This window comes from Roseovarius sp. MS2 (assembly GCF_051447875.1).
In the GTDB taxonomy this organism is placed as follows: domain Bacteria; phylum Pseudomonadota; class Alphaproteobacteria; order Rhodobacterales; family Rhodobacteraceae; genus Roseovarius; species Roseovarius mucosus_A.
Genome location: NZ_JBKHVF010000001.1, coordinates 3,359,447 through 3,385,618, shown reverse-complemented (window position 1 = coordinate 3,385,618; position 26,172 = coordinate 3,359,447). Strand labels below are relative to the sequence as shown.

The window sequence follows — 26,172 nt, the reverse complement described above, 5'->3', positions numbered from 1 at the left end:
CCCGTCCTGGATGATATCCAGGACTCCCCCGAGGTATTTTGGGCCAGATGAAGCCAAACTCAGTCCTCGTCCCGGCGATGCTGGTCAAGCGTGGCGCGCGCCTTTTCGGTCTGCGCCTGCTCCAGCGCCTTTTGCGCCTTGGTCCGGCCAAAGCGCACGGCATTCTCATCTGCGCGGGCCTTGTCCTTGGCCCGCGCCTTTTGCTTGCGCACCCGGTTCAGATTGACCGGGGCATCGCTCATTTCGGGCCGATCATGTCTTCGGGGCGCACGACGCGATCAAAGGTCTCGCCATCGACAAAGCCAAGCGCGATCGCTTCTTCGCGCAACGTCGTGCCGTTCTTATGCGCGGTCTTGGCAACCTTGGTGGCATTGTCATAGCCGATGGTGGGGGCCAAGGCTGTCACCAGCATCAGGCTTTCCTGCATCAGCTTTTCGATACGCGGGCCATTGGCCTCGATCCCGTTGAGCATCCGCTCTGTGAAGCTGTCGGCGGCATCGCCCAAAAGCTGCATGGATTGCAACAGGTTATAGGCCATCATCGGATTATAGACGTTCAACTCGAAATGCCCCTGAGAGCCTGCGAACTTGATCGCGGCATCATTGCCCATGACATGGGCGGCCACCTGCGTCAGCGCCTCGGCCTGTGTCGGGTTGACCTTGCCCGGCATGATCGAGCTGCCCGGCTCGTTCTCGGGCAGGATCAATTCGCCCAGGCCCGACCGCGGACCCGACCCCAGAAACCGGATGTCATTGGCAATCTTGTAGCAAGACCCGGCCACCGTGGCGAGCGCGCCCGACATGAACACCATCGCATCATGCGCCGCCAGCGCCTCGAATTTGTTGGGGGCCGTGACAAACGGCAGGCCGGTGATCTCGGCCATTTGCGCCGCGACGGTCGTATCCCAGCCCTTCGCGGTGTTCAGACCGGTGCCCACAGCGGTGCCGCCCTGTGCCAGCTCATAGATACCGGGCAAGCACAGATTGACCCGCGCGATGCCCTGCCGCACCTGATGCGCATAGCCCGAGAATTCCTGCCCCAGCGTCAGCGGCGTGGCGTCCTGCGTATGGGTGCGGCCGATCTTGATGATGTCCTTGAACTCTTCCGACTTGGCCTCAAGCCCGGCCAAAAGCTTGGCCAACCCCGGCAAAAGCACATCGCGCGCCGTCATGGCAGCGGCAATATGCATGGCGGTGGGAAAGGTGTCGTTGGATGATTGCCCCATGTTCACATGGTCATTGGGATGCACCGGATCTTTGGAGCCAATGACACCGCCCAAGATTTCAATCGCGCGGTTGGCGATGACCTCATTGGCATTCATGTTGGATTGCGTGCCTGATCCGGTCTGCCAGACCACCAGCGGGAAATTGTCGTCGAATTTGCCTGCGATGACTTCGCCCGCCGCTTGGATGATGGCATCGGCGCGACGCGCATCCAGCGCACCGCTGGCCTTGTTCGCCTGTGCGCAGGCCTGTTTGATCACGCCAAGTGCGCGCACAATCGCAACGGGCTGTTTTTCCCAGCCAATCGGGAAATTCATGATCGAGCGCTGCGTCTGCGCGCCCCAATATTTGTCATTCGGCACCTCAAGGGGGCCAAAGCTATCGGTTTCGGTGCGGGTGGCGGTCATGGCAAAGCCTTTCGTGACGGGTTTGCCCCGTTCATACCGCAGTTCTGCAAAAGATCAATGCTGTATACGACGGGATACAAAGACCGCAGGCCGCGACAAAGCGCGCGTTACTTGCGGAAACTGTCGAGCCGCACCACCTCGGCCTTGCCGGGGCTGGGATCGTCATCGGGTGGGTCGGTATCATCCAACTCGTCGATATCGTCATCCACTTCCTGCGTCTCAAAGCGCAGGCCGAATTCAACCGAAGGATCAACAAAGGTCTGGATCGAATCATAGGGCACATACAGCCGCTCGGGCGCGTCGCCAAAATTCAGCGTCACGCCAAACCCATCGTTCGTAACCTTGAGGTCATCATACCAATGCTGCATCACCACCGTCATTTCTGAGGGGTAGCGCTGTTTCAACCAATCAGCGAGCTTGGCCTCGGGGTGTTTGGTGTCAAACGTGATGAAGAAATGATGCGCCCCGGGCAAACCTTCGGCCTGCACCTTGCTCAGCACCTCTTGAATGAGGCCGCGCATGGCACGATGCATAAGATTTCCGTAGTCGATTGATCGAGACATGTTTGACCCTTGGGGAATTGCTGCATGCCAGCATAGGGGATTCGAAACAAAACAAAAGACCCGCAATGCGCGCCTCAGATCAAAACATGAGCCAGCCCCGCCAGCGCCGCCATAAGCGCCAGAACCGGCACCATTGGCAGGCGAAGACCCAGCAATAAACCGCCCGCAACCGCCACATAGACCGCATCGCGCAGCGAAAAACTGCTGATTTCGGGCTGGGGCCCAAAGGCACCCATCGTCACCTGCCCGAACAGCACATGCAGCGCGAACCACACCGAAAGGTTGAGGATGACCCCCACCACAGCCGCCGATATCCCCGCCAAAGCCCCCTTGAGACGGGGCCGCGCAAGGATCTGTTCGATATAGGGGGCCCCGGTGAAGATCCACAAAAAGCAGGGAATGAACGTCACCCAAAGCGTAAGGCAGGCCGCCAGCACCGCTATGCCCACTCCGCCCTGCGCATAGCCCGCCAAAAGGCCCACAAACTCGGTCACAAGGATCAATGGCCCCGGCGTGGTCTCGGCAAGCCCGAGCGCATCGATCATCTCGGCCGTGGTCAACCAGCCCTTGGTCGCCACCACGGTTTCGGTCATATAGGCCAGCACCGCATAGGCCCCGCCAAAGGTCACCACCGCCAATTTACTGAAGAAAAGCGCCAGATCAGTCAGAAACGTGGCCCCCGTGCCCCAAACCAGCAGCACCGGCGCGGCCCAGAGCGCACCCCATATGAGCGCGGTCGCCACGGTCTGAGAGATCGCCACAGGCACAGGGGCGACCATGCTCGCATCCACCGCCACACTGCGATGCGACCACGCGCCCCAGAGCGCCGCCGCCGCGATGATCAACGGAAAGGGCACCGACAAAAAGAACATCGCGACAAAGCCCAAGCCCGCCAGAACCCAACTGTCCCAGCCCTTGAGAGCGCGCCGCGCCAACTTGAGCAAGGCTTGCAGCACGATCACCACCACCGCCGCCTTGATGCCCAAAAACACCGCCTGTACCAGCGGCAGATCGCCATAGGTGGCATAGCCCAGACCAAGCACGAGGATCACCGCCGCACCCGGCAGCACAAAGAGAAGCCCGGCAATCAACCCGCCCAGCACCCCACGCAGCCGCCAACCGGCATAGGTGCAAAGCTGCATCGCCTCTGGCCCCGGCAAGAGCATGCAAAACGACAATGCGCCCAGAAATTGCTGTTCGGTCAGCCAGCCGCGCCGCTCTACCAGTTCGTCATGCATCATCGAGATTTGCGCCGCCGGCCCACCAAAGCTCAAAAGACCAATGCGGGCAAAGCTGCGAAAGATCAGGGCAAGGGGCGGCGCGCTCATATGTCTTTGTCGCGCGCCACGCGACGACACGCAAGACATAGTTTTATGACGCCAGTTCCGCGCCTTATGGATCATTTTTAAAGTGAAAGTGCAGGCTTCTGTTGCCAGGTGCCTGCGAACCCCGCCTTACGCGGCTAAGCGCAAGGGCTTAAGTTTCGGTTTGGTTACTGCTTACGCAGCAACGGCCACCGGAGCACGGTTGTCATTTGCAACTGTACGTTTCGGACCGATAACGGTGGTACCTCACCGGGACAAAGCATAACCCCTTTAGACGTTCGTCGATCCTATTTCGACCCCATGATCCCCAAATGAAGGATGTTTGGTGGAGTCGCCGGGTACCGCCCCCGGGTCCGATCCGCTTATTACGAGCGCGTTTATGTCCATAGTCCGCTTGCGCGAACACCTCATACATAGGCGCTCTGAAGCGGCTTGCAAAGGGGGTGCCGGTCACCTTGGCGAAAGTTTAAGCCAGATCCCGTCACGCCCCCGCACCGTCAGATGCGCCACCGGCACCGGTGGGCGCTCGGCCACCGGGCTCAGGCGATAGGCCCGAACCAGCATGGCCAACAGCAAAGGCCCCTCAATCATCGCAAACCCCGCCCCGGTGCAAACCCGCTGCCCGGCGGAAAACGGGATGAACGCCTCGCGCAGACAGGTCTTACCATTCTCGGTGCCATAGCGCGCCGGATCGAACCCATCGGGATTATCCCAAAGCCGTTCGTGCCGATGCAGATGCCAGGGGCTGATCACCACCTGCGCGCCACGTGGAATATCACGGTTACGGAACCTTTCGGGGCAGGCCGTCTCGCGTACCATCATCGGCACCGGCGGATAGAGGCGCAGCGTCTCGCGAAACACATCGCGGGTAACACGCAACCGCGCCATATCGGAAAACTCTGGCGCACGGGGGCCAAAAACCGCCTCTGCCTCTTCGGCCACCCGCTCTTGCCACTCGGGGTAAAGCGCCAGAAGATACAGCGCCCAAGCCAGCGCCGACGCGCTTGTCTCATGCCCCGCGAGGAAAAAGATCGCCACCTGATCAACCATCTCTTCGGTGTCAAACCGCGCGCCGGTTTCCGGATCGGCAGTGGTCATGATCTTGGTCGCCAGATCGTCGGGCGCGGTGCCCGCCGCAATCTCGGCCTGCCGCCGGGCGGTCAATTCTGTGATCAGCCCCCGGATAGCACGCGCCGTCACCCGCGTCTGACGGCGATGAAATCGTGGAAACCAACCGGGCAAGGGCACAAAGGCGGCAAGGTTCAGCACGGGTTGCATGCGCTGATGCGCCTTGAAGGCGTCAAACACCTGCGCGGCGGTGCGATCCTCGATGGGCAGCGAAAACAGCGTGCGAAAGATGACATCGGCAGCGGCATGGCTGGTGTGGCCCTCAATATCAAACCCTCTGCCATCGGCGAGCGGGGCCAGCCGCGCAACTGCCCCCTGCCCGGCGGTGACCATCGCGGCAAAGGTATCGCGCAACCGCCCGCCTTCGAATGCGGGATCAATGATGCGCCTCTGCCGCTTCCATGTCTCGCCATTGGTGACAAAGACCGATTGCCCCAGCAGGGGCCGCAACCCTTCGGACACGCGGGCGGATTTGGGGAAATCATCGGGGCGTTGTTTCAGCACCAGATCAACCAGGCCCGTGTCATTACACAGGTAAGAGCGAAAGAACGGCGTGCGGAATTCAGCCATCCACGCGCGATAGAGCCGCGCAGGCTGTGCCGACAGAATATCGGCCCGAAAGAGCCGCAGATACCGCCAGAGCGACACATGGTCCGGGCGCGCGGGCGGCTTGGGCGGGATCATGGGGCGAGGCTCGTGTACCGCGAGGTGGCACGCTCGATCCGGCTTTTTGAGGGCGGTCTGTCACGAAACCGCGCGGCCAGTGTCAATGGCCCTGCCGTGACGCGGAAATAGTCATAGTCACCGGGCCGATCAAAGGCGCAAAGATATTGAAAATGCAGCCGGAAAAACCGCCACCGCAAGGCGCGCCACCGCTCGGCGCTCAGCGTTTGGGTGAACGCCGCCGAAATCACCAGCGGCCAGCGTTTGTCCTTTGGGGCCACGCCCGACACCGCCACCGGATCGCAAAGCGCAAAGGCGCAGCCATCGCCGGGTGCCGTGACATCCACCCAAGTCACCTCGTCCCGCGCGCTCAGATAGGCCAAATCGGCCCGCAGCCGATGGGCGCGCGGCAGAAAGGACACCATCGGCACCACCTGCCCAAGGCTCAGGAACGACAGCGACGGGCCGTGCTCGGGCACCTGCCCACCCCGGATCAGATCGGCCAGAATCGACACCCCAAGATGCGCGCCCGAGGAATGGCCAACCACCAGCACCTCATCACAATCTCCCTGCAAGGCCTGCGCGATCTCGGCGGTAAATTCCGCCATCCGCGTCTCCAATTCAGGCGGATTGGCCCCCAGATACCGCGCCGAATAGGCGTAATCATGCATCAGGTAATAGGCAAAGAACCGGCCATCCAGACGCCGGAACCATTCAAGAATGAACGGCACCACACCAAGCCCGCCCCACGCCGCCCAAGGATGCCAAAGCGCCAGCACGCGGCCCAATCCCCACGCCACCATGAACGCTATGCCAAGCTGCACCAACAGAAATCCAACCGGATAAAGCGCCGCAATCACCGGACCCTTGCGCAACCGCATAAGCCGAAACAGCGCGCCGGTGCCGATATAGATCGCCGCCGTGCGGATCAGCTGCACATAGGTGGCCAAAATCCCCTGATCCATGCTGCCTTTGACGATATCGGACCAGACCAGCACTTCAACCGCGCTCTCAACCTCGGCCCCCTCAATCTGCGCAGAGACATTCCAGCCAAATCGCGCCTGAGCTTTGGCTTTCAAGACATTGATTTCATATCCGGAAATAGCAGCCTGCGCAGCGCTTTCCTTGCGGTAAAGCTCGCGATATCGGCGCGGTGGAATCGGGTCATAGCCCGGAATATAAAACACGCGCCTGCGGCGCACTTGGGGCTCGCTGCTCATGTTCAACCTCATGTTGCAGCAAACCTAGCGCGGAAATCGGGCAAGCGTAAGGCGTTATCCAAGCACCGCTAGGGCGGGGAATGTTTCGAGCAACCAAAAGGAAAACGCTGAAAAGCCGCCGGTGAGCATCAAAAGACCAATGGTCCAAAGCAAAAGCCCCATCACCCGCTCGATCTGTTCCATATGGCGTTTCATCCAGCCCATCAGCCCCTGCAGACGCGGCAAGAAGGCAGCAACCAGCAGAAACGGCACACCAAGGCCAATGGCATAAATCGCCAAGAGCATCGTGCCCCGCGCAACCGACCCTTCCGACGCCGCCAAAGACAGGATCGCACCCAGTTGCGGACCGATGCAAGGCGTCCAGCCAAAGGCAAAGGCCAGCCCCAGAATATAGGCTCCAAAGGACGATCCGCCTCGGTCGCCCGCATCCAGCCGCGCCTCGCGGTCAAGGAATTTGATCCGATAGACGCCCACGAAATGCGCGCCGAAAATCATCACAAGAATGCCAGCTACCGTATTGAAATAGCTCTGATATTGCAGAAACACCGTGCCAATGGCAGAGGCCGTGAACCCCAAAAAGATAAAGACCGTCGAGAGGCCCAATACAAAGAAGAGCGCCGGCACAACGGCCCGCGCGCGGCTCTGCCCGCTCTCAGAGAGATCATTCAGGCTGACCCCGCTCATATAGGCCAGATAGGGCGGGACGATCGGCAGAACGCAGGGGCTGAGAAACGAGATGATTCCAGCGGCCAAGGCCACGAACATTGCGGGCAAAAGCGCTGCGTCTATGATTTCGATTCCGAACATGCGCCAGACATAGCCCGCACTGCGACCCGCGTCACCCGACATTCTGTCACAACCTTGTGGACAGGCTGTAACAAGCCCGCTATCTCACGCCTCATGACACCCGATGATACGCTCGACGCCTGCGGCCTATTGTGCCCCCTGCCCGTCCTCAAGCTGCGCAAGCGCTTGAAATCCATGGGTATTGGCGCGGTGATCGCGATGCAGGCGGATGATCCCGCAGCCGTGATCGACGTGCCGCATTTCTGCGCCGAATCCGGGCATGATCTGATTTCCGCGACCGATGCGAATGGCGTGCAGACCTACGTGATCCGCAAGACGCGCTAAGGCGTTCCGCGACCGCTGGAACACACACATCTCGGGCTTGACCCGTGACCTCGCTGCAGATGCGTCAAGTCCCTGGCTCTGGGCCGGGGCGATGGGAAACCGATCAGACGCGACGCGCTCCAGCCACACAACGAAAAATGCCGCACCCGAGGGCGCGGCATCCTTGATTTTCGTCTTTTCTTCTCAGCCCAAAGACCACCAGCCGCGGCGCTTTGGCTTGGGCTCTTCCTGCGGTGCCGGGGTTTCGGCCACAGGTTCAGGCGCTTGCGCGGGCTCAGGCGCTTCTGCCTCAGCAACCGGCTCTGGCGTCACCTCTGCAACCGGCTCCGGTGCCACCTCAGCAACCGGCGCTGGTGTTGCCTCTGTTGGCAGCACTGCCGCCTCTGGCTCTGCAGTCACGCTGCTCTCATCTGCAACCGCCGCCGTGGCCTCGGGCTCTTTCTTCTTGCGCGGCGTTGGGGTGCGTTTGGGCTTCGCTGCCGCCTTGGCCTTGGGGGCCTCCTCGTCAGAGACTGCCTCCGCCGCGCTTGCGGGCTCTTTCTTCTTGCGCGGTGCGCGGGTGCGCTTGGGCTTCGGCTGCTCCTCAGCGACCACAGGCGCCTCGGCCTCTGCCGTCACCTCAGCCGGGGCCTCTGGCTCAGCAACAACCGCAGGTACTGCGCTGTCTTGCTCCTCGCTCCCCTCGGACGCCTCACCGTCATCGTCCTCCCGATCCTCATCGGTGCCTTCGCCATTGCGCTCCGCACCGTTGCCATTCTTGGGCTTGCGGCGGCGGCTACGGCGGCGACGGCTCTTTTTGGGCTTGTCGCCCCCATCGCCCCCGGTGGTCGGCGCGCTCTTGGCGTCGTCGCCCGCTTCGGCTTCGACCTCCTCGTCGATCTCGTCCTCGACCTCGTCGTCGATGTCATCCATCAGCGCCGATGTGCCGGACACGAATTGCGCCATCGGCACTTCGGGCACGTTCCGGGTCGCTGTTTTGAACTTTTCCATCGTGAAATCGGGGCTGACCAGACGCGGATCACCCTCGATCCGCACCGACAGGCCATAGCGCCCTTCGATTTGCGCCACGTGATCGCGTTTCTGGTTCATCAGATAGTTGGCGATGCCCACCGGGCATTTCACCAGCACCTCACGCGAGCGGCGGCGCACGCCCTCTTCCTCGATCTGACGCAGGATCGACAGCGCAAGGCTGTCATCCGACCGGATAAGCCCGGTGCCATGGCAGGCCGGGCATGGCTGCGTCGTGGCCTCGATCATGCCGGGGCGCAGACGCTGGCGCGACATTTCCAACAGGCCAAAGCCCGAAATGCGGCCAACCTGAATACGCGCCCGGTCGGTCTTGAGCTTGTCCTTGAGCCGCTTTTCCACCGAAGCGTTGTTGCGGCGCTCGTCCATGTCGATAAAATCGATCACGATCAAACCAGCCAGATCGCGCAGGCGCAATTGACGCGCCACCTCTTCGGCGGCCTCAAGGTTGGTTTTGAGCGCGGTTTCCTCGATCGACCCTTCCTTGGTGGCACGGCCAGAGTTGACGTCGATAGCAACCAACGCCTCGGTCACACCGATCACGATATAGCCGCCGGATTTGAGCTGCACCGTGGGGTTGAACATGCCCGACAGATAGCTTTCCACCTGAAAGCGGGCAAAGAGCGGCTGCTGATCGACGTAATGCTTCACGTTCTTGGCATGGGACGGCATGATCATCTTCATGAAGTCCTTGGCGATGCGATAGCCGCGCTCGCCCTCGACCAGCACTTCGTCAATCTCGCGATTATAAAGATCGCGGATCGAACGCTTGATCAGATCGCCCTCTTCATAGATTTTCGCCGGCGCCATAGAGCGCAGGGTCAACTCGCGGATCTGTTCCCACAAACGCTGCAGATATTCGTAATCGCGCTTGATTTCGGCCTTGGTGCGCTTCGCCCCGGCGGTGCGCACGATCAGACCCGCGCCGCGCGGCACGTCGATCTCGGTGGCGATTTCCTTGAGCTTCTTGCGGTCTACAGCATTTGTGATCTTGCGGCTGATGCCACCGCCACGCGCGGTATTGGGCATAAGCACGCAATAGCGACCCGCAAGGCTTAGATAGGTGGTCAGCGCCGCCCCCTTGTTGCCGCGCTCTTCCTTGACGACCTGCACCAGCATGATCTGCCGGACCTTGACGACCTCTTGGATCTTGTAGCGCCGCGCACGGGGCTTGCGCACCGGGCGGATATCTTCGCTGTCATCCTCTTCGGCGACGGATTCGATCTCGTCATCCTGAGCGGCATGATCGCGGGTGTCGGTCTCGGGCTCATCCTCGCCCGCCTCGTCGGCACCGTTATCCTCGGGTTCTTCCACCAGGGTCTCGGCCACGCGCTCCATCGGCGATGTGGCCTCGGGCACTTCGGCGGTTGCGGCGGTCTCGTCCTCAAGGTCGATGGTTTCCATCCCCGAGATTTCAGAGGTGGCCACCGCATCGTCAGTTTGCGTCTTTTCGGCGCGTGTGCGCGAGCGGGACCGTGACCGCGAGCGGCTATTGCGCCCTTCGCTGCGTCCGTCACTGCGCCCCTCGCCACCGCTGCTGCGACGCGGACGATCTTCGTCCTCGTCGTTTTGCGCGTTGGCCAGCGCCTCTTCCTCGGCCATCAGGGCCTCGCGGTCGGCGACCGGGATCTGATAGTAATCGGGATGTATCTCCGAGAACGCCAGAAACCCATGCCGGTTTCCGCCGTAATCTACAAAGGCCGCCTGAAGCGAGGGTTCAACCCGCGTCACCTTGGCCAGATAGATATTGCCAGCTATCTGGCGTTTATTTTCAGACTCAAAATCGAATTCCTCGACCTTGTTTCCGTCGACCACCACAACCCGAGTTTCCTCGGCGTGGGTGGCATCAATGAGCATTTTCGTAGCCATGTTTTCCGTTTGCATCGCGGCGCGGCCGCCTGCCCCGGTAGGGCGGCGCGTTGCGGCAGATGTCTGATAAGGGCGATGGCGGACGCGCAGCCAAGGGTGCCGGTATCGGCCCCTGCACTGACAAAGTGATGTCTCGCGCGCTTCATCGCGGTTCTTCTTCTCCGGCCCCTCGCGGAGCCAATTCAGGGCCTGTCCACCGTTTTCAAGGGTCAGGCTTGTATGTGGCCCCCGTGAACGGGACCCAATCGGTCTGCTCAATCATGTCGGACTGATCCGGACGGAGGACTGAAACAGCGAATCTCTCGAGGTTTCGGGGCGGATTACGCCCGTCACCATAGTGTCACAGTAAAGCGACCCCTATGCCAATGACAATGGACAAAATGAAAAGCAGCGCGTGCCGCCCTCAAAGATAGTCGGACCGTTGCAAATTATACTTGGCCATTTTCTCGTTCAATGTCCGACGCGGAAGGCAAAGTTCGTCCATCACCGCCGCGATGCTGCCTTTGTGGCGGCGCATCGTGTTGTCGATCAGCATCCGCTCGAACGCTTCGACATATTCCTTGAGCGGCTTGCCCTCGGTGGTCATCACCGGCTGCATGTCCTGATGGTCCGACATCAGCAACGATGTGATCGTGCCCGACCCCCGCCGGGCCTGCAACACCGCGCGCTCGGCCACATTGAAGAGCTGACGCACATTGCCGGGCCAAGGCGCCTGCAAAAGCTGTGTGGCCTCCTGCGCGCTGACCTGCGGCGCGTCACAGCCGTAATCTTCTGAAAACTGCTCGGCAAAGCGGGTGAAGAGCGTCAGAATATCCTCGCCGCGCTGACGCAGCGGCGGCACGGTGATCCGCAGGCTGGCCAGACGGTAAAACAGGTCAGAGCGCAGCGCATCCTCACAGGTATGCCCCTCGTCCTGCATGTTCGAAATGGCCACCACACGGGTCTCGGGCGGCGTGCCCTCGGCGTTGATATGGGTCAGCAATTTGGCCTGCGCCGCTTCGCTCAGCGCCTCGATATCCTCTAGCACCAGGGTGCCGCCGCGTGCCTCTTCAAAGGCGGGCAGGCGCGCATCCTCGGGCTGCACCGGGCCAAACAGGCGCTTGATCAGCCCCTCGTCATCAAAGGCAGCACAGGCCACCGACACAAACTTGCGCCCCGCGCGCGCCCCCACCGCATGCAGCGCATGCGCCACCAGCGTCTTGCCGGTGCCGGTCTCGCCCTCGATCAGAACATGGCCATCGGCCTGCCCCAGATCGAGAATATCCTCGCGCAACCGCTCCATCGCGCCGCTGGTGCCGATCAGCTTTTTCATCAGCTGGCCACCATCCGACAGGTCCTTGCGCAGCGCACGGGCGTCCAGCGTCATGCGCCGGGCGTTGGTGGCCTTCTTCGCCAGCTCAGTCATACGGTCCGGGTTGAACGGTTTTTCCAGAAAATCAAAGGCGCCGATCCGCATCGCCTCGACCGCCATGGGCACATCGCCATGTCCCGTGATCATGATCACCGGAAGCGAACTATCGGCCCCCATCAGCTTTTTGAGAAACTGCATCCCGTCCATACCGGGCATCCGCACGTCGGTCACGACGATACCGGGATAATCCGGCCCCAGCGATTTCAGCGCATCCTCCGCCGAGGCAAAGGCCTCGGTGTCATAGCCCGACAGGGCCAACCACTGACTGATCGACTGGCGCATGTCTTTTTCATCATCGACGATGGCGATCTTCATGGCTGCTGGCATTTCACATCACTCCGCTGCTCGGGTCTCATCCGCCAATATGGGAAGCTGCATCTCGAATACAGCCCCCCCGTCGGGCGCGTTGCGCGCCACCAGACGTCCGCCAAGGTCGTTGACGATCCCCGAGGAAATGGCAAGCCCCAGCCCCACCCCGTCGCCTGGCTGTTTGGTCGTGTAAAAGGGCTCAAAGAGGTTCTTGAAATCCCCGATCCCCTCACCGTTGTCGCGCACCGTTAGCACCGCCGTTTCCCCCGCCGCCAAGAGAATGTCGATGGTGGCATCGGGCACGGTATTGGTGGCATCAATGGCATTGCGCAACAGGTTGACGATCACCTGTTCCACACGCACCCGGTCCCCCATGATCATCACAGGCTGATCGGGCAAAGTGCGGGTGATGGTGATCTTGCGCTGACGCAACTGCGGCTCCATCATCGACAGCGCCGAGGCCACCGCATCCGCCATGTTTACAGGGGAAAACTGCGTGCCTGACTGGCGCGCATAGGACTTGAGCTGCTTGGTGATCGCCCCCATCCGCTCGATCAGATCGTCGATCCTCTGAAACGCCGAGATCGCCTCGTCGGGCCGGTTGCGCGACAGCAAAAGCCGCGCCCCCGCAAGGTAGGTTTTCATCGCCGCAAGCGGTTGGTTCAACTCGTGACTGACCGCCGCCGACATCTCGCCCAGAACCGCCAATTTCGAGCTTTGCTGAATGGTCTGTTCGGCCTGTGCGAGGTTCTCTTGCGCGCGTCTACGCTCGGCGATTTCCCGCTGTAGGCGGGCATTCAATGCGCGAAGCTCTGCCGATTCCCGCTGAAACAGCGCCATCCGAAGCGCCGCCTTGCGATTGAGAAAGTAAAACGCGAGCGCCAGAAGAATCGCGAATCCCATGATCTCGAGCGCGAGATAGCCGTTCACCTTGTCACGCACCGCCGTGTAAGTGGTAAACCCGGCGATCCGCCAGCCGCGAAAGGCCACGCGCCCCTCGACCCGCATCACCGCCTCGCCGCGCACATAGGCATCCGCCGGCAGCGCCGTCCAATCCGAGGTCGCCTGAATGGCGCGCTGAATGGCGCTGTTGACCGGCTCGCGGCGCAGCGCCTCGGCCTCTGTCAAGCCACGCCAACGCGGTTCGGTGGCCAGAATGATCCGCCCCTCGGTATCCGTGACCATGACCGCATCGGAAATCCCGGCCCAGGCGCGCTCGTATTTGCGCAAATCCACTTCGACAACGATCACCCCCAAGGTGCCGTTCTGCGTCTCGATCCGGCGCGAGTAGTAAAAGTTGAATTGCCCCGTTTCCTGCCGCAAAACATGGAAAATCGTATCGCGCGAGCGCATCGCATCCACGAAATAGGCGGCGGCCTTGTGACTCTCGCCCAGGCGCGCCCGCTCTGTCGTCGCAACCGCCCGCCCGTCCCTGTCGAGCAGCGTCAGGTTCGCCGCACCGATTTCTTCCAGAAATGAAATCAGCCGCTGTGTGGATTGCGCATAGTCTTGCGTGTTGAGCGCAGCAATCAGCGCCGGGTCCCGCGCCAAGAGCTGCGGCACAATCGCATTCTGGCGCAATTCCGACAGCAGGTTACCCGAATACAGCACCAGCCGCAGCTCTGCGCGGTTGCGCGTGTTCTCGGTAAAGCGATCCGTCAAAAGGCGGTTGGTGGTCAGAACCACCGCCACTGCCACCACAAAAAGGCAAAACAGCACCGCACGCGCGCGCCATGAAATGGTGCGCATCCGGTGCCGTGCAGTCGAAGTGGCAGCTTTGCTCATGCGATCAGACTATGCCGCGCCGCGCCGCTTCTCAAGCGCAAGCGCTCAGGCGCGTTCCAGCGCCCCCATCAGCCCGCTAAAGAGCGCGGCCCCATCGGTGCCGCCCTGCAACGGCTCGGCCATCCGCTCGGGATGCGGCATCATCCCCAGAACCCGGCGATTCTCGGACAGGATGCCCGCAATATCGCGCGCGGAACCATTGGGATTGTCCGTATAGGTAAAGGCCACACGGTCTTCGCCCTCAAGCCGGTCGAGTGTTGCGGTATCAGCGAAATAATTGCCGTCGTGATGCGCAATCGGCACGGTGATGGTGCGGCCCGCCTCATAGCCATGGCTAAAGACGCTATCGGCCGTCGCCACCCGCAGGCCCACCTGCTTGCAGACATATTTCAGACCCGCATTGCGCAGCAAGGCACCCGGCAGAATCCCCGTCTCGGTCAGGATCTGAAAGCCGTTGCAGACACCCAGCACATAGCCGCCCTTGTCCGCATGCGCGATAACTGACCGGCAGATCGGCGAATTGGCGGCAATCGCGCCGCAGCGCAGGTAATCGCCATAGGAAAACCCGCCCGGCACGCCCACCACATCGACACCCTGCGGCAGGTCCGTATCCTTGTGCCAGACCATCGACACCCGCGCGCCCGCGCGCTCGAAGGCAACGGCCAGATCGCGGTCGCAGTTGGATCCGGGAAAGACGATGACGGCGGCATGCATCAGGCCAACTCCACCGAATAGCTTTCGATCACGGTGTTCGCGAGCAGCTTTTCGCACATCTCGGTGACGGTGGCCTTGGCCTTGGCCGCGTCGGTCTCTGCCAGATCCAGCTCGATCACCTTGCCTTGCCGCACCGCTTCGACACCGTCAAAGCCCATCGACCCCAAGGCATGGCGCACCGCCTCGCCCTGCGGATCAAGAACGCCGGATTTCAGCATGACATGCACGCGCGCTTTCATGGGATACCTCTTTAGTTGATCAGTTTTGGCCGCGCCATCGGCGTGCTGCCTTTGGGCATGACACCCAGACGGGTCGCCACCTCGGTATAGGCATCCGTCAGACTGCCCAGATCGCGGCGGAAGACATCCTTGTCAAGCTTGCGGCCTGACGCGATATCCCACAACCGGCAGCTGTCGGGGCTGATTTCATCAGCCACGATCAGCCGCTGGAAATCGCCATCATAGACGCGGCCGATCTCGATCTTGAAATCAATCAGCTTGATGCCAACGCCATACATCACGCCCGCCATGAAATCGTTGACGCGCAGCGCGAGGCTAAGGATATCGTCCATATCCTGCTGGCTGGCCCAACCAAAGGCGGCAATATGTTCCTCGGTGACCAACGGATCGCCCAGCTTGTCATCCTTGAGGCAATATTCCACGATGGGGCGCGGCAATTGTGTGCCTTCCTCGATCCCCAGACGCTTGGCCATGGTTCCCGCCGCATAGTTGCGTACGATCACTTCCAGCGGAATGATCTCGACCGCACGAACCAGTTGTTCGCGCATATTCAGCCGCTTGATGAAATGCGTCGGCACGCCGATGGTGTTGAGCCCGGTCATGAAATATTCGGACAGCATGTTGTTCAGCACGCCCTTGCCCTCGATCACGGCCTTCTTTTCGGCGTTAAAGGCGGTGGCGTCATCCTTGAAATACTGGATGATCGTGCCCGGCTCCGGGCCCTCATAGAGGGTCTTGGCCTTGCCTTCATAAATCTTCTTGCGCCGCGCCATGGGAACTCCATCGTTGAGGGTGGGGGGCGTGAGTCCCCTCATGCCGATGCGCTCTCATAGTGCATGGGCCAACACGTCGCAAGATGGCGTTGGCCCCTTGCCCTTTTGCGTGCCAGATTGCATATCGGAAGCAACGGCAACGCATGCAAGGGGACCGGCCCAATGACCACCTTTGACGATCGCGAAAGCGCATTCGAAAACAAATTCGCCCATGACGAGGAAATGGCCTTTCGCGCCGTGGCCCGCCGCAACAAGCTTCTCGGCCTCTGGGCTGCGGAACTGATGGGCAAAACCGGCGATGACGCCAACACCTACGCCCTCGAAGTGGTCAAGGCCGACTTTGAAGAGGCCGGCCATGAAGATGTGGTGCGCAAGGTCGCTTCGGATCTTGGTGACATCGCCGATGCCAACACCATCCGCGCCAAGATGGATGAGCTGCTCAAGATCGCCAAAGGCCAACTGGCCAAAGAGGCCTGAGCCTGTTCATTCGACGAAATCAGGGGCGCGTCACATCATGGCGCGCCCTTTCCGTCTTGGTCAGGCAATACAAATGCGCCTCACCATTTACATGAAATTTATGCATTTGCGCGCTTGCCTGATTTAATGGCACATCTGCGTGCTCACGGATTACGGGACAGCCCAAATGACAAACGCCCTCACCAAGATGCTCGCCACTCGCGATTGGATTCTCGCTGACGGGGCCACCGGCACCAATCTTTTCAATATGGGTCTGCAATCGGGCGATGCGCCCGAAATGTGGAATGACCAGCATCCAGACCGGATCAAGCGCCTTTATACCGAGGCCGTGGATGCAGGCAGCGATCTGTTTCTCACCAATTCCTTTGGCGGCAACGCGGCGCGTCTGAAACTGCATGGCGCGCAGGGCCGTGCCCGCGAGCTGTCGCGCATCTCTGCCGAGATTGGCCGCGACGTGGCCGACCGATACGACCGCCCGGTGATTGTCGCGGGCTCTGTTGGCCCCACCGGCGAAATCATGGCCCCGATGGGCGCGCTCACCCATGAACTGGCGGTCGAGATCTTCCACGAACAGGCCGAAGGCCTCAAGGAAGGCGGGGCCGATGTGCTCTGGCTCGAAACCATTTCCGCCCCCGAAGAATACAAGGCCGCCGCCGAGGCGTTCAAACTCGCCGATATGCCGTGGTGCGGCACCATGAGCTTTGACACCGCCGGGCGCACCATGATGGGCGTCACCTCGTCCGACATGGCCACCATGGTGGAAAAACTGGGCAACCCCCCGATGGCCTATGGGGCCAATTGCGGTGTCGGTGCCTCGGATTTGTTGCGCACCATTCTGGGCTTTGTCGCCCAAGGATCTGAGCGACCCATTATTGCCAAAGGCAATGCCGGCATCCCGAAATATCATGACGGTCACATCCACTACGATGGCACGCCCGAACTGATGGCCGAATACGCCGTGCTGGCCCGCGACTCCGGTGCCACGATCATTGGCGGCTGCTGCGGCACCATGCCCGAACACCTCTCGAAAATGCGCGCCGCGCTAGAGAACCGCCCACGCGGTGCCCGCCCCACGCTGGAAGAGATCACCGAGGCGCTTGGCGGCTTCTCATCGGGCGGGGATGGCACCGGGGACGATACCGCAGCACCCCGCCGCCCGCGCCGCAGGCGCGGCTGATCGGCATGTCAGAGAAGATGATGCGCCGCATCTTCCTTGCCGCCGCCCTGCTGGCCCTTGTGGCATGGATCGCGGGCTATATCTGGATCTCCGGCCTTGCCTGCGCATTTGGCAGCCCAAATGGCCGATGTGCGTTCCCAATGCCCTGGGATATGCGCGGCGAAGATCTGATGATCCTCGTGCTTTTCCCCGCAGCCTTGGTCGCAACACTGCTGGTGCTTGCCCGGATCAGTGGACGCCGCTCTCAAAACAGCGATAACTGATCCCCCCGCGCCAGCGGCACCTCGAACAGGTCCGTGCGCAACACCGCCTGCGCCTGATCCAGCCCCAGCCGACGCGCCGCCAAATCAAACCGGCGCGCGATCATGCGGGCATGCACCCCCTCGCCCCGCATCCGCCGGTGCCAATCGGCGCTATACTCCTGCCCGCCATGCATCTCGCGCAGCCGGTTCATCACCTTGCGCGCCCGGTCGGGATACTGCGCCGCCAGCCACTCCTGAAACAGAGGCGACACCTCGCGCGGCAGCCGCAGCATGATCCAGCTTGCGGCCCCTGCCCCGGCCTCGCGCCCGGCCGCCAAAATCGCCTCGATCTCCGGATCGGTCAGCCCCGGAACAACCGGCGACACCATCAACCGCACCGGAACCCCCACCTCGGACAACCGCCGGATGATCTCCAATCGCCGCACCGGACTAGGCGCGCGCGGCTCCAACCGCCGCGCCAGCACCTCATCAAGGGTGGTGATAGAAATGCCCACCCGCGCCAGCCCACGCGCCGCCATATCCCCCAGAATATCCAAATCCCGCTCTATCAGCGCCCCTTTGGTGATAACCGCCACCGGATGATTAAAGCGCTGCAACACTTCCAGACAGGCGCGGGTGATGCCAAACTCTGCCTCAATCGGTTGATAGGGATCAGTATTGGTGCCAATAGCCATCGGTGCGATCTTATAGCTGCGCGCCCGCAACTCTGCCTCTAGCCGTGCGGGGGCCTCGGGCCGCGCGATCAGCCGCGTCTCGAAATCAAGCCCCGGCGACAGGCCCAGATAGGCATGGCTCGGGCGCGCAAAACAATAAATGCAGCCATGTTCACAGCCACGATACGGATTGATCGACCGATCAAACGGCAGATCGGGCGAGCGATTATAGGTGATCACCCGGCGCGGTCGCTCTGTCGTCACCTGCGTGCGCAACACACGCGCCGCCTCCCCGGGGTCCTCGGCCTCATAGGCAACGCCATAGGCCTCGAACCGGCCCGCGGCGTTGCTCAACGCGCCCCGCGCCCGCACGCGCAGATCATTGGGAAGGGTTTGCTCTGGTTTCATGCCTCCAAAATGGAACATAACGCGAACACTTGCAAGAAACCGATAATCATCATGCTGATAATTCAGTCACATCCCGCGCGATTCCAAGCTATACGTCGGTTGCGGCGCGGGCAGCGTCGCAATTCGGAAAGTGGCCGCGCCGCAAATTGACGAAAGCTGCGTCCAGTCAACCCAGATGCGCGCGCGCAGAGAACTCAAGGATTCCCCCAATGTCCGACCAAGACGACGACATCATCCTCGCCGACCTCGACGATGACGAGCTTGTCCAACAGATGTTCGACGACCTCTACGACGGCCTCAAGGAAGAGATCGAAGAGAGCGTGCACATCCTCTTGGATCGCGGCTGGGCCCCCTACCGCGTGCTGACCGAGGCGCTCGTCGGTGGCATGACCATCGTCGGCAAGGATTTCCGCGATGGTATCCTCTTTGTCCCCGAAGTGCTGCTCGCGGCCAATGCGATGAAGGGCGGCATGGCCATCCTCAAGCCCCTCCTGGCCGAAACCGGCGCACCGCGCGTGGGCAAAATGGTGATCGGCACCGTCAAGGGCGACATCCACGACATCGGCAAGAACCTTGTCGGCATGATGATGGAAGGGGCCGGTTTCGAAGTGGTCGATCTCGGCATCAACAACGCGGTCGAAAAATACCTCGACGCGCTGGAAACCGAACAGCCGGACATCCTCGGCATGTCGGCCCTGCTGACCACCACCATGCCCTATATGAAGGTCGTGATCGACACGCTGGTCGAACAGGGCAAACGCGATGACTATATCGTGCTGGTCGGTGGCGCACCGCTCAACGAAGAATTCGGCAAGGCCATCGGTGCTGACGCCTACTGCCGCGATGCCGCTGTGGCCGTGGAAACCGCCAAGGACTTCATGGCGCGCAAACACAACCGGCTGGCCGCGAGCTGAGCATCCAAAACGCTCCAACACGGCCCGCCCCCGCGCGGGCCGTTTGCATTTGAGGGAACCGGCCATGGATCTGACCGACGATCATCTCACCACCCAAGGGCTAGAGGCCGAAGGTCGCGGTCGCCTTCTCCTGATCGCCTGCGGGGCCCTCGCGCATGAAATTCTCGCCCTCAAACGTCACAACGGGTGGGATCACATGGATTTACAATGCCTTCCCGCCAAACTGCATCTCTACCCGGAAAAGATCACCGAAGAGGTGGAAAAGGCCGTGATCGCCCAACGCGCCAAATATGACCGCATTTTCGTGGTCTATGCCGATTGCGGCACGGGCGGGCTCTTGCAGGCGAAATGCGCCGACCTTGGCGTTGAAATGGTGGCAGGCCCACATTGCTATGCGTTCTACGAAGGGTTGGACCGCTTTGCCGCGCATGAGGACGAAATCAGCGCCTTCTACCTCACCGATTTTCTGGTGCGGCAGTTCGATGCATTCGTCTGGAAACCGATGGGCCTCGACCGTCACCCGCAGCTGCGCGACATGATTTTTGGCAATTACACCAAACTGGTCTATCAGGCACAAACCGATGACCCCGCCCTGCGCGCCAAGGCACAAGACTGCGCCGACCGCTTGGGCCTTGCCTATGAATACCGTTTCACCGGCTATGGCGATCTTAAAGTATCACTTGAGAAACAGGCCGCAACGCATTGATTTGCAATTCATCTGGCTGAAAATACCTCGGGGGCTTGGGGGCAGCGCCCCCAAACCTCGCCTCTCACGCGGCCTCTGACGCTACCAGCCTGATCCGCTCGATCATCGCGCGCACCCCGTTTGAGCGTTGGGCGGACAGATGTGCATCCAGTCCCAGCCGGGCCAATTCGGCCGGGGCATCGACACGCTCGACCTCCGCCACCGGCACGCCGTTATAAAGCGTGCGCAGCACCGCAATCAGGCCGCGCACGATCATCGCATCGCTATCGCCATCAAAGCTGAAAACGCCCGCTTCGATTCTGGGATGCAACCAAACCTGACTGGCACAGCCCTCGACCTTGGTCGAAGGCACCTTGAGCGCCGCCTCCAGCGGCTCCATTGCCCGGCCCCGGTCGATCACATAGCGATAGCGATCCTCCCAATCGTCGAGAAACTCGAAATCCTCAACAATCTCTTCAAAGGCGGCAGTGGCCATGACACTCTCCTAGCAGTCTATCTCAGACCTAGGGCCGGGCCGGAAAAAGGTCCAGACCCCGCTTGCACCTTTTCAAGCCAGAGAGGATAGGATAGTCGGAAGGAAAAGATGACAGGGGCGCATGGCATGCAACGGCGGGTCTTTCTATCATTGGTGGCAATGTCGGCTTTGGCGGGCTGTGGCGGATATCGCCGCTCTCGCGCAAATCCACGCAATTGGTTCGGGCGCAGCACGCCGCGCCGCCGCACTGCCGAACCCGCGCCCGCCAATACCAATCCCCTCATCCCCGAGCGCGAAGACACGATCTTTCGTCGCCGCCGGGACAAAGTCTATGAAGGCACGCCGGTGGATCAGGTCACACGTATGGTGATCGAGCGCACCAGCGACGGTGGTATCGTCCGGGTCGAAGGCGTGGCCCTGCGCCAAGGTGCGTTTGACGTGCGCCTCGTGTCCGACACCGAAAACGAGCCCGTGAACGGCGTGCTGGAATTGCGCCTCATGGCTATTCAACCCGAGGATCAGCCGCAAGGCTCTGAACGTGCCCGCACGGTGCTGGCCGGGGTGTTCCTGTCAAATCAGGCGCTCGAGCGCGCCAATGAGATTCGCGTCATCGGCGCGCGCAACGAGCAGGTCAGCCGCCGCTGAGGGCAGAGGGCACCGCCCCTGCCGCGCGCGCCCCGCAGTGCTCAGAGATCCACAGTCTCTACGCCACTGCCCTTGACCGCCAAGGCCACCTCGCCCTTGCACAGGCGCAGCGCGTCGGCACCAAACACATCCAGCCGCCAACCGCGCAGCGCGGGCAGATCGCGCATTCCCGCCGCAATGGCGTCAAGGTCACTGGCACTGGCAATCAGCTTGGCCGCCACGCCATAACTCTCGCTCTTGGCCTTGAGCAGCACCCGCAACAGATCCGCCAGCGCCGGGTTGACCTGCGCGCGATCTTCCAAGGCCTCGGCGCGCGGCATCCGTTCTGCCGGGCATTCCAGCCCCGCCTTGACCGCTGCAAGAATTCCATCGGCAATGTCGCCCTTGCGCGCCTCGCGCAGCAAAAGCCGCGACCGCCCCAAATCCTGATGCGTCACAGGCTTGGTTGACGCCAGTTCGACCAATGCATCATCCTTGTAGACCCGGCTGCGCGGCACGTCATGCGATTGCGCGTATTCTTCGCGAAACCGCGCCAATTCGCGCAGAATGGCCAGAAACTTGGGCGAGGTGTTGCGCGTCTTGACCCGCTGCCAGGCATCGGCAGGGTCGGTGCGATAGGTGGCGGGATCCGTCAGCACGCTCAGCTCTTCGGCCACCCATTTGTCGCGCCCGGAACTTGCCAGCTTCTTCGCAAGATATTCGTAAATGACCCGCAGATGCGTCACATCCGCCAGCGCATAGACCTTTTGCGCCTCGGTCAGCGGTCGGCGCGACCAATCGGTGAACCGAGAGCTTTTGTCGACCGTCTGCTTGGCAATCCGCTTGACCAGCGTTTCATAGCCCACTTGCTCGCCGAACCCGCACACCATGGCCGCCACCTGCGTGTCAAACAACGGATCGGGAATCACCCCGGCATCAACGTGGAAAATTTCCAGATCCTGCCGCGCGGCATGGAACACCTTGACCACCGATGTGTCGCGAAACAGCTCGTAAAGCGGCTCCATCGACATCTCGGCACCGTCAATCGGATCAACCAGAACGGCAGTGTCGTCATCCGCACCCGGCACAGCCATTTGCAAGAGGCAGAGCTTGGAATAATACGTGCGCTCACGCAGAAACTCGGTATCGAGCGTCACATAGGGGTGTTTGCGCGCCATGGCGCAAAAGGCCGCCAGATCGTCAGTCGTGGTGATGGTTTTCATATGGGGTGATCTTTGCTCTTGTCTTGAATGCCCGGTTCTGTCCCCCGGCCCCAAGCTATAGAGAAGAACGCCAGAAATGCAACCGCTGCGCTCAGGGCAGATAGAGTGGCGCGCGATTGCCTTGGGCAAAGCGCCGCAGCACCGCAGGGTAAAGGATATGTTCCTGCACCAGCACCCGTTCCGCCAACGTGTCGGGCGTATCCGTTGCCAGCACCGGCACCCGTGCCTGCCCCAGAATGGGCCCCTCGTCCAATTCCGCTGTCACCTCATGCACGGTGCAACCCGCCTCCTGCTCGCCCGCCTCCAGCGCGCGGGCATGGGTGTGCAGCCCGCGATACTTTGGCAAAAGCGAGGGGTGAATATTGATCATCCGCCCCTGCCAAGGTGTCACGAACCCGGCCGTAAGCACGCGCATGAACCCCGCCAGACAGATGATGTCGATGGCATAGGGCCGCAGCCGCGCGTCAATCTCCGCCTCAAACGCGGCGCGGTCACCGCCATGGGGCCGGTGATCCACAACCTCGGTCGCGATGCCCTGCGCCTTGGCCCAGGCAATACCGCCTGCATCGGCCCGGTTCGACAGCACCAGCGCAGGCCGCGCCGGATGCTCGCCCGTCATGCTCGCGGCGAGCGCGCGCATGTTCGACCCACCGCCCGAGAGCAAGATCGCGACGCGTTTGCTCACAAAAGACGGCCCCGATACGCCACACCCTTGCCGGGCACAACCTGCCCCAAACGGTGAACCGTCTCGCCTGCTTCGCGCAGCGCCCCCTCAATCGCCTCGGCCTCGTCCGCCGCAACCACAACAATCATGCCAATGCCGGAATTGAACGTCTTCAGCAGTTCTGCCTCGGCCATATTGCCCGTCTCGGCCAGCCAGCGAAACACCCCCGGCAGCTGCCATGCGCCAAGGTCAATTTCGGCCCCCAGCCCCTCTGGCAACACCCGCGGCAGATTCTCGGTCAGCCCGCCGCCAGTGATATGCGCAAGGCCGTGGATCCCGCCCGCCTGCAGCGCCGCCAGAACAGGGCGCACATAAAGCCGCGTGGGCGTCAGCAGAACCTCTCCCAGACTGCCCTCGGCCCACGGGCAGGCATCCGTCCAGCCCAGCCCCGACATCTCGACAATCCGGCGCACCAACGAATAGCCGTTGGAATGCACCCCGTCCGAGGCAAGACCCAAAAGAACATCACCCTCCGCCACATGCGCCGGCAGTTCCGTGCCCCGCTCCATCGCACCCACGGCAAAGCCCGCCAGATCGAAATCGCCCTTGGGATACATGCCCGGCATCTCTGCGGTCTCGCCGCCGATCAAGGCACAGCCAGAGCCTTCGCAGCCCCGCGCAATGCCCTCGATGATGCGCGTCGCCTGCTCCAGCTCCAGCTTGCCGGTGGCGAAATAATCAAGGAAAAACAGCGGTTCGGCACCCTGACAAATCAGGTCATTGACGCACATCGCCACCAGATCGACCCCGACACCATCGACATGGCCCGTGTCAATCGCAATCCGAAGCTTGGTGCCCACCCCATCGGTCGCGGCCACCAGCACCGGATCAGAGAACCCGGCAGCCTTGAGATCAAAAAGCCCGCCAAAGCCACCAAGCCCCGACATGACGCCCGCCCTGTTGGTCCGCTTGGCCGCAGGCTTGATCCGTTCCACAAGCGCATTGCCCGCGTCGATATCGACGCCCGCATCGGCATAGGTGATCCCGTTCTGTCGCTCGGTCATGGCCTCAAGTCCCCATCGCTAGAATGCGCCACCCGTTAGCCGATTGGCCGCCGCTGCGCAATCTCAAAGCCTTGACCCTGCCGCGCCTCCAGCTTACCAGTTGCCTCAGGTCGGGCCTGTAGCTCAATTGGTTAGAGCAGAGCGCTCATAACGCTTTGGTTGGGGGTTCGAGTCCCTCCGGGCCTACCAGTTCAACGGATTGCCACCGATGCCCGCTCCTGTCTCGTCCATCCGCAATCTCGGCCCCGCCTCGGACGCAGGCTATGCCCGCGCGGGTATCCATGACGCCGACAGCCTGCGCGCCATTGGGGCCGATGCCGCTTACGAGGCGCTTTTGCGCAACGGCACGTCCCCGCATTTCATCGGCTACTATGCCCTTGTGATGGGCCTGCAGGGCAGACCGTGGAACGATTGCCAAGGGTCCGAAAAAATCGCGCTCCGCGCACGGTTTGACGCCATCAAGGCGCGGGTTTCCAGTGCCGGTGATGCGCCCGACAGCGCCATCGAGGCGATTCTGAACCAGATCGGCACGGGATTGCGCCGCTAGGGCACATTGCATCTGCTCGGGATCATATCGCCCCGGCGCCTCTTCCCCATCTCGGCGAGGTCCCGGGCCAAGCCCGGGACGGGTGTGGTTGAGATGGGGTAAACCGCGCCTTGGCCCTCAGACCGAGGGCACCGGCAGATTGCCTTTGACCCGCGTCAGGTTGATCCTCTGCCGATCCTCGCGCGGTGAAATGCCAAAGGCATCCCGGTAATGCCGCACCAACACCTTGGAACTGGCATAGCCCACGGCCTCGGCGATCTGCGCCATTGTGTCGTTGGAATACATCACGATCTGCCGCGCCGCCTTCATCCGCATGGCGCGGAAATAATTGGTCGGGTTCTGGCCTGTCGCGCGCTTGAAACTGCGCTCCAGATGCCGAGGGGTGATGCCCAGATCTTCGGCCACCTCCGCCATCGACAGCGGGGCCGCCATATGCTGCGCCATCAGATCAATCGCCCGCGCCACCATCGGCGGCAGATCGGTGGCCCGCGCCCCCTCGCCCAGCACCGGCACCATTTGCTGCACGCCCGCCTTGCGCATCATCGGATGCTGGAACCAACAGGCGACTTCAGTGGCAATGCCCGCCCCTAGCGCTGTGTCGACCATATGCAGCGCCAGATCAAACGCCGCCGCCGCGCCTGAGGCGGTGACACAGCGTGGCGTGATCTCGATCACCTGATCCGAGGCCGGAACGCCGGGAAACTCGGCCAGAAACGCCGCCTCATAGCACCAATGCACCGATAGCGCGACATCCGCGACCGCCCCGCTGCGCAAAAGCGGGAAGACACCCCCACTGATCGCCCCCAGCACCGTGCCATGCCGCGCCAAGCGTCGCAGATGCGCCGCAGAGCGTGCATCGGCAAACCGGCTGGTGGGGGCCGACAGCAGCAGCAGGTAATCGCAATCATCGGTCTCGGACAGCCGCCGACCGGGCTCAAACCCGATGCCCGCGCTCGACATGACGCGCTCCGCGCCTTCAGCCACCAAATCCCAGGCAAATGTGCGATGCCCCGAGATTTCATTGGCCGCGCGCAACGGCTCGATCACCGAGGTCAGGCATGACATCGGAAACCCCGGAAAGATCAGGAACCCTATTCGGATCACGCGCTGTGTCATCTCGGTCGGCCTTTTGCCCTTAGCGCTTTTGCCTCTACGTAACATTTTCCACTTGGGAAAAAATTATGCAATATG

27 protein-coding genes, 1 tRNA gene and 1 other RNA gene are annotated in these 26,172 nt (G+C 61.7%); 9 read left to right on the top strand and 20 right to left on the bottom strand.

The genetic code is table 11. From position 1 onward, the window contains the following. Nucleotides 1-59 precede the first annotated feature (59 nt). From ACLGGT_RS16580 to ACLGGT_RS16545, 8 genes are all read right to left on the bottom strand, one after another. The gene (locus tag ACLGGT_RS16580; RefSeq protein WP_437196904.1) at nt 60-242 is read right to left on the bottom strand and encodes a DUF4169 family protein; all 183 of its coding nucleotides are present in this window, start codon (nt 240-242) and stop codon (nt 60-62) included. After that, on the bottom strand, nt 239-1,630 hold the full coding sequence (gene fumC, locus ACLGGT_RS16575; RefSeq protein WP_008280830.1) for a class II fumarate hydratase: 1,392 nt from the start codon (nt 1,628-1,630) through the stop codon (nt 239-241). Before fumC ends, ACLGGT_RS16580 begins: the two co-directional genes overlap by 4 nt. Before the next feature lie 107 nt (nt 1,631-1,737). Then, a complete protein-coding gene (locus ACLGGT_RS16570) occupies nt 1,738-2,193 on the bottom strand; it encodes an SspB family protein (RefSeq protein ID WP_037297595.1) in 456 nt (151 codons plus the stop codon). 74 nt (nt 2,194-2,267) lie between these two features. Continuing rightward, nucleotides 2,268-3,521, bottom strand: coding sequence for a chromate efflux transporter (gene chrA, locus ACLGGT_RS16565; RefSeq protein ID WP_437196902.1), 1,254 nt, complete (start codon nt 3,519-3,521; stop codon nt 2,268-2,270). Nucleotides 3,522-3,608: 87 nt separating this feature from the next. Further along, nucleotides 3,609-3,961, bottom strand: a transfer-messenger RNA (tmRNA) gene (ssrA, locus tag ACLGGT_RS16560). Nucleotides 3,962-3,968: 7 nt separating this feature from the next. Next, on the bottom strand, nt 3,969-5,330 hold the full coding sequence (locus ACLGGT_RS16555) for a cytochrome P450 (protein WP_437196900.1): 1,362 nt from the start codon (nt 5,328-5,330) through the stop codon (nt 3,969-3,971). Then, on the bottom strand, nt 5,327-6,529 hold the full coding sequence (locus ACLGGT_RS16550) for a hypothetical protein (RefSeq protein WP_437196898.1): 1,203 nt from the start codon (nt 6,527-6,529) through the stop codon (nt 5,327-5,329). The genes ACLGGT_RS16555 and ACLGGT_RS16550 overlap by 4 nt, the downstream gene beginning before the upstream one ends. A 54-nt stretch (nt 6,530-6,583) precedes the next feature. After that, nucleotides 6,584-7,336 (bottom strand): cytochrome c biogenesis CcdA family protein, encoded by a 753-nt coding sequence (locus ACLGGT_RS16545; RefSeq protein WP_037297695.1) that lies wholly within the window; start codon nt 7,334-7,336, stop codon nt 6,584-6,586. A 93-nt stretch (nt 7,337-7,429) separates the two neighbouring features. Between ACLGGT_RS16545 and ACLGGT_RS16540 the strand changes: the two genes are divergently transcribed. After that, entirely contained in the window at nt 7,430-7,660 is a 231-nt protein-coding gene (locus tag ACLGGT_RS16540; RefSeq protein ID WP_081506085.1) for a sulfurtransferase TusA family protein, read from the top strand. A 183-nt stretch (nt 7,661-7,843) separates the two neighbouring features. Here ACLGGT_RS16540 and ACLGGT_RS16535 read toward each other — a convergent pair whose 3' ends face one another. The 6 genes from ACLGGT_RS16535 to purC all read right to left on the bottom strand — a co-directional run bounded on the left by ACLGGT_RS16535 (nt 7,844) and on the right by purC (nt 15,786). Next, on the bottom strand, nt 7,844-10,555 hold the full coding sequence (locus tag ACLGGT_RS16535; RefSeq protein ID WP_437196896.1) for an Rne/Rng family ribonuclease: 2,712 nt from the start codon (nt 10,553-10,555) through the stop codon (nt 7,844-7,846). A 403-nt stretch (nt 10,556-10,958) separates the two neighbouring features. Beyond that, nucleotides 10,959-12,293: a sigma-54-dependent transcriptional regulator gene (locus ACLGGT_RS16530; RefSeq protein ID WP_198385559.1), complete on the bottom strand. Its 1,335-nt coding sequence runs from the start codon at nt 12,291-12,293 to the stop codon at nt 10,959-10,961. Nucleotides 12,294-12,299: 6 nt separating this feature from the next. Continuing rightward, on the bottom strand, nt 12,300-14,060 hold the full coding sequence (locus ACLGGT_RS16525) for a sensor histidine kinase (RefSeq protein WP_437196894.1): 1,761 nt from the start codon (nt 14,058-14,060) through the stop codon (nt 12,300-12,302). A 45-nt stretch (nt 14,061-14,105) separates the two neighbouring features. Further along, entirely contained in the window at nt 14,106-14,774 is a 669-nt protein-coding gene (purQ, locus tag ACLGGT_RS16520) for a phosphoribosylformylglycinamidine synthase subunit PurQ (RefSeq protein WP_437196892.1), read from the bottom strand. Then, the gene (purS, locus tag ACLGGT_RS16515) at nt 14,774-15,013 is read right to left on the bottom strand and encodes a phosphoribosylformylglycinamidine synthase subunit PurS (protein ID WP_008280818.1); all 240 of its coding nucleotides are present in this window, start codon (nt 15,011-15,013) and stop codon (nt 14,774-14,776) included. The genes purQ and purS overlap by 1 nt, the downstream gene beginning before the upstream one ends. A gap of 11 nt (nt 15,014-15,024) precedes the next feature. Continuing rightward, on the bottom strand, nt 15,025-15,786 hold the full coding sequence (gene purC, locus ACLGGT_RS16510) for a phosphoribosylaminoimidazolesuccinocarboxamide synthase (RefSeq protein WP_008280817.1): 762 nt from the start codon (nt 15,784-15,786) through the stop codon (nt 15,025-15,027). A 162-nt stretch (nt 15,787-15,948) separates the two neighbouring features. Here purC and ACLGGT_RS16505 point away from each other — a divergent pair, with 162 nt between their 5' ends. The 3 genes from ACLGGT_RS16505 to ACLGGT_RS16495 all read left to right on the top strand — a co-directional run bounded on the left by ACLGGT_RS16505 (nt 15,949) and on the right by ACLGGT_RS16495 (nt 17,703). Beyond that, a complete protein-coding gene (locus ACLGGT_RS16505; protein WP_437196890.1) occupies nt 15,949-16,263 on the top strand; it encodes a DUF1476 domain-containing protein in 315 nt (104 codons plus the stop codon). A gap of 166 nt (nt 16,264-16,429) precedes the next feature. Beyond that, entirely contained in the window at nt 16,430-17,440 is a 1,011-nt protein-coding gene (bmt, locus tag ACLGGT_RS16500; RefSeq protein WP_081506081.1) for a betaine--homocysteine S-methyltransferase, read from the top strand. Nucleotides 17,441-17,445: 5 nt separating this feature from the next. Then, nucleotides 17,446-17,703 (top strand): methionine synthase, encoded by a 258-nt coding sequence (locus ACLGGT_RS16495; protein ID WP_437196888.1) that lies wholly within the window; start codon nt 17,446-17,448, stop codon nt 17,701-17,703. On the opposite strand, the gene ACLGGT_RS16490 is transcribed toward ACLGGT_RS16495, so the two are convergent. Next, nucleotides 17,685-18,782 (bottom strand): PA0069 family radical SAM protein, encoded by a 1,098-nt coding sequence (locus tag ACLGGT_RS16490; RefSeq protein WP_437196887.1) that lies wholly within the window; start codon nt 18,780-18,782, stop codon nt 17,685-17,687. The genes ACLGGT_RS16495 and ACLGGT_RS16490 overlap by 19 nt on opposite strands. Before the next feature lie 191 nt (nt 18,783-18,973). Between ACLGGT_RS16490 and ACLGGT_RS16485 the strand changes: the two genes are divergently transcribed. Then, complete coding sequence (locus ACLGGT_RS16485; protein ID WP_008280810.1) at nt 18,974-19,678, top strand: corrinoid protein; 705 nt, start codon at nt 18,974-18,976, stop codon at nt 19,676-19,678. A gap of 64 nt (nt 19,679-19,742) precedes the next feature. Further along, a complete protein-coding gene (locus tag ACLGGT_RS16480) occupies nt 19,743-20,384 on the top strand; it encodes a DUF1638 domain-containing protein (RefSeq protein WP_437196886.1) in 642 nt (213 codons plus the stop codon). Nucleotides 20,385-20,448: 64 nt separating this feature from the next. Here the strand turns inward: ACLGGT_RS16480 and ACLGGT_RS16475 are convergent, their stop codons facing one another. Further along, entirely contained in the window at nt 20,449-20,859 is a 411-nt protein-coding gene (locus ACLGGT_RS16475; protein WP_151979257.1) for a SufE family protein, read from the bottom strand. 126 nt (nt 20,860-20,985) lie between these two features. Here ACLGGT_RS16475 and ACLGGT_RS16470 point away from each other — a divergent pair, with 126 nt between their 5' ends. After that, nucleotides 20,986-21,504 carry a hypothetical protein gene (locus tag ACLGGT_RS16470; protein ID WP_037297690.1) on the top strand — a complete coding sequence of 173 codons (519 nt, stop codon included), beginning with the start codon at nt 20,986-20,988 and terminating at the stop codon, nt 21,502-21,504. A gap of 41 nt (nt 21,505-21,545) precedes the next feature. On the opposite strand, the gene rnd is transcribed toward ACLGGT_RS16470, so the two are convergent. From rnd to purM, 3 genes are all read right to left on the bottom strand, one after another. Then, a complete protein-coding gene (rnd, locus tag ACLGGT_RS16465; protein ID WP_008280806.1) occupies nt 21,546-22,706 on the bottom strand; it encodes a ribonuclease D in 1,161 nt (386 codons plus the stop codon). A 91-nt stretch (nt 22,707-22,797) separates the two neighbouring features. Then, nucleotides 22,798-23,391: a phosphoribosylglycinamide formyltransferase gene (gene purN, locus ACLGGT_RS16460; RefSeq protein WP_437196884.1), complete on the bottom strand. Its 594-nt coding sequence runs from the start codon at nt 23,389-23,391 to the stop codon at nt 22,798-22,800. Next, a complete protein-coding gene (gene purM / locus ACLGGT_RS16455) occupies nt 23,388-24,434 on the bottom strand; it encodes a phosphoribosylformylglycinamidine cyclo-ligase (protein ID WP_008280804.1) in 1,047 nt (348 codons plus the stop codon). The genes purN and purM overlap by 4 nt, the downstream gene beginning before the upstream one ends. 112 nt (nt 24,435-24,546) lie before the next feature. Here purM and ACLGGT_RS16450 point away from each other — a divergent pair. Both ACLGGT_RS16450 and ACLGGT_RS16445 read left to right on the top strand, forming a co-directional pair. Further along, nucleotides 24,547-24,623, top strand: a tRNA-Ile gene (locus tag ACLGGT_RS16450). Between the two features lie 19 nt (nt 24,624-24,642). Next, the gene (locus ACLGGT_RS16445) at nt 24,643-24,981 is read left to right on the top strand and encodes a TfoX/Sxy family protein (protein WP_437196882.1); all 339 of its coding nucleotides are present in this window, start codon (nt 24,643-24,645) and stop codon (nt 24,979-24,981) included. A 117-nt stretch (nt 24,982-25,098) separates the two neighbouring features. Here ACLGGT_RS16445 and ACLGGT_RS16440 read toward each other — a convergent pair whose 3' ends face one another. Then, nucleotides 25,099-26,097: a GlxA family transcriptional regulator gene (locus ACLGGT_RS16440; RefSeq protein ID WP_081506072.1), complete on the bottom strand. Its 999-nt coding sequence runs from the start codon at nt 26,095-26,097 to the stop codon at nt 25,099-25,101. Between the last annotated feature and the right edge of the window lie 75 nt (nt 26,098-26,172).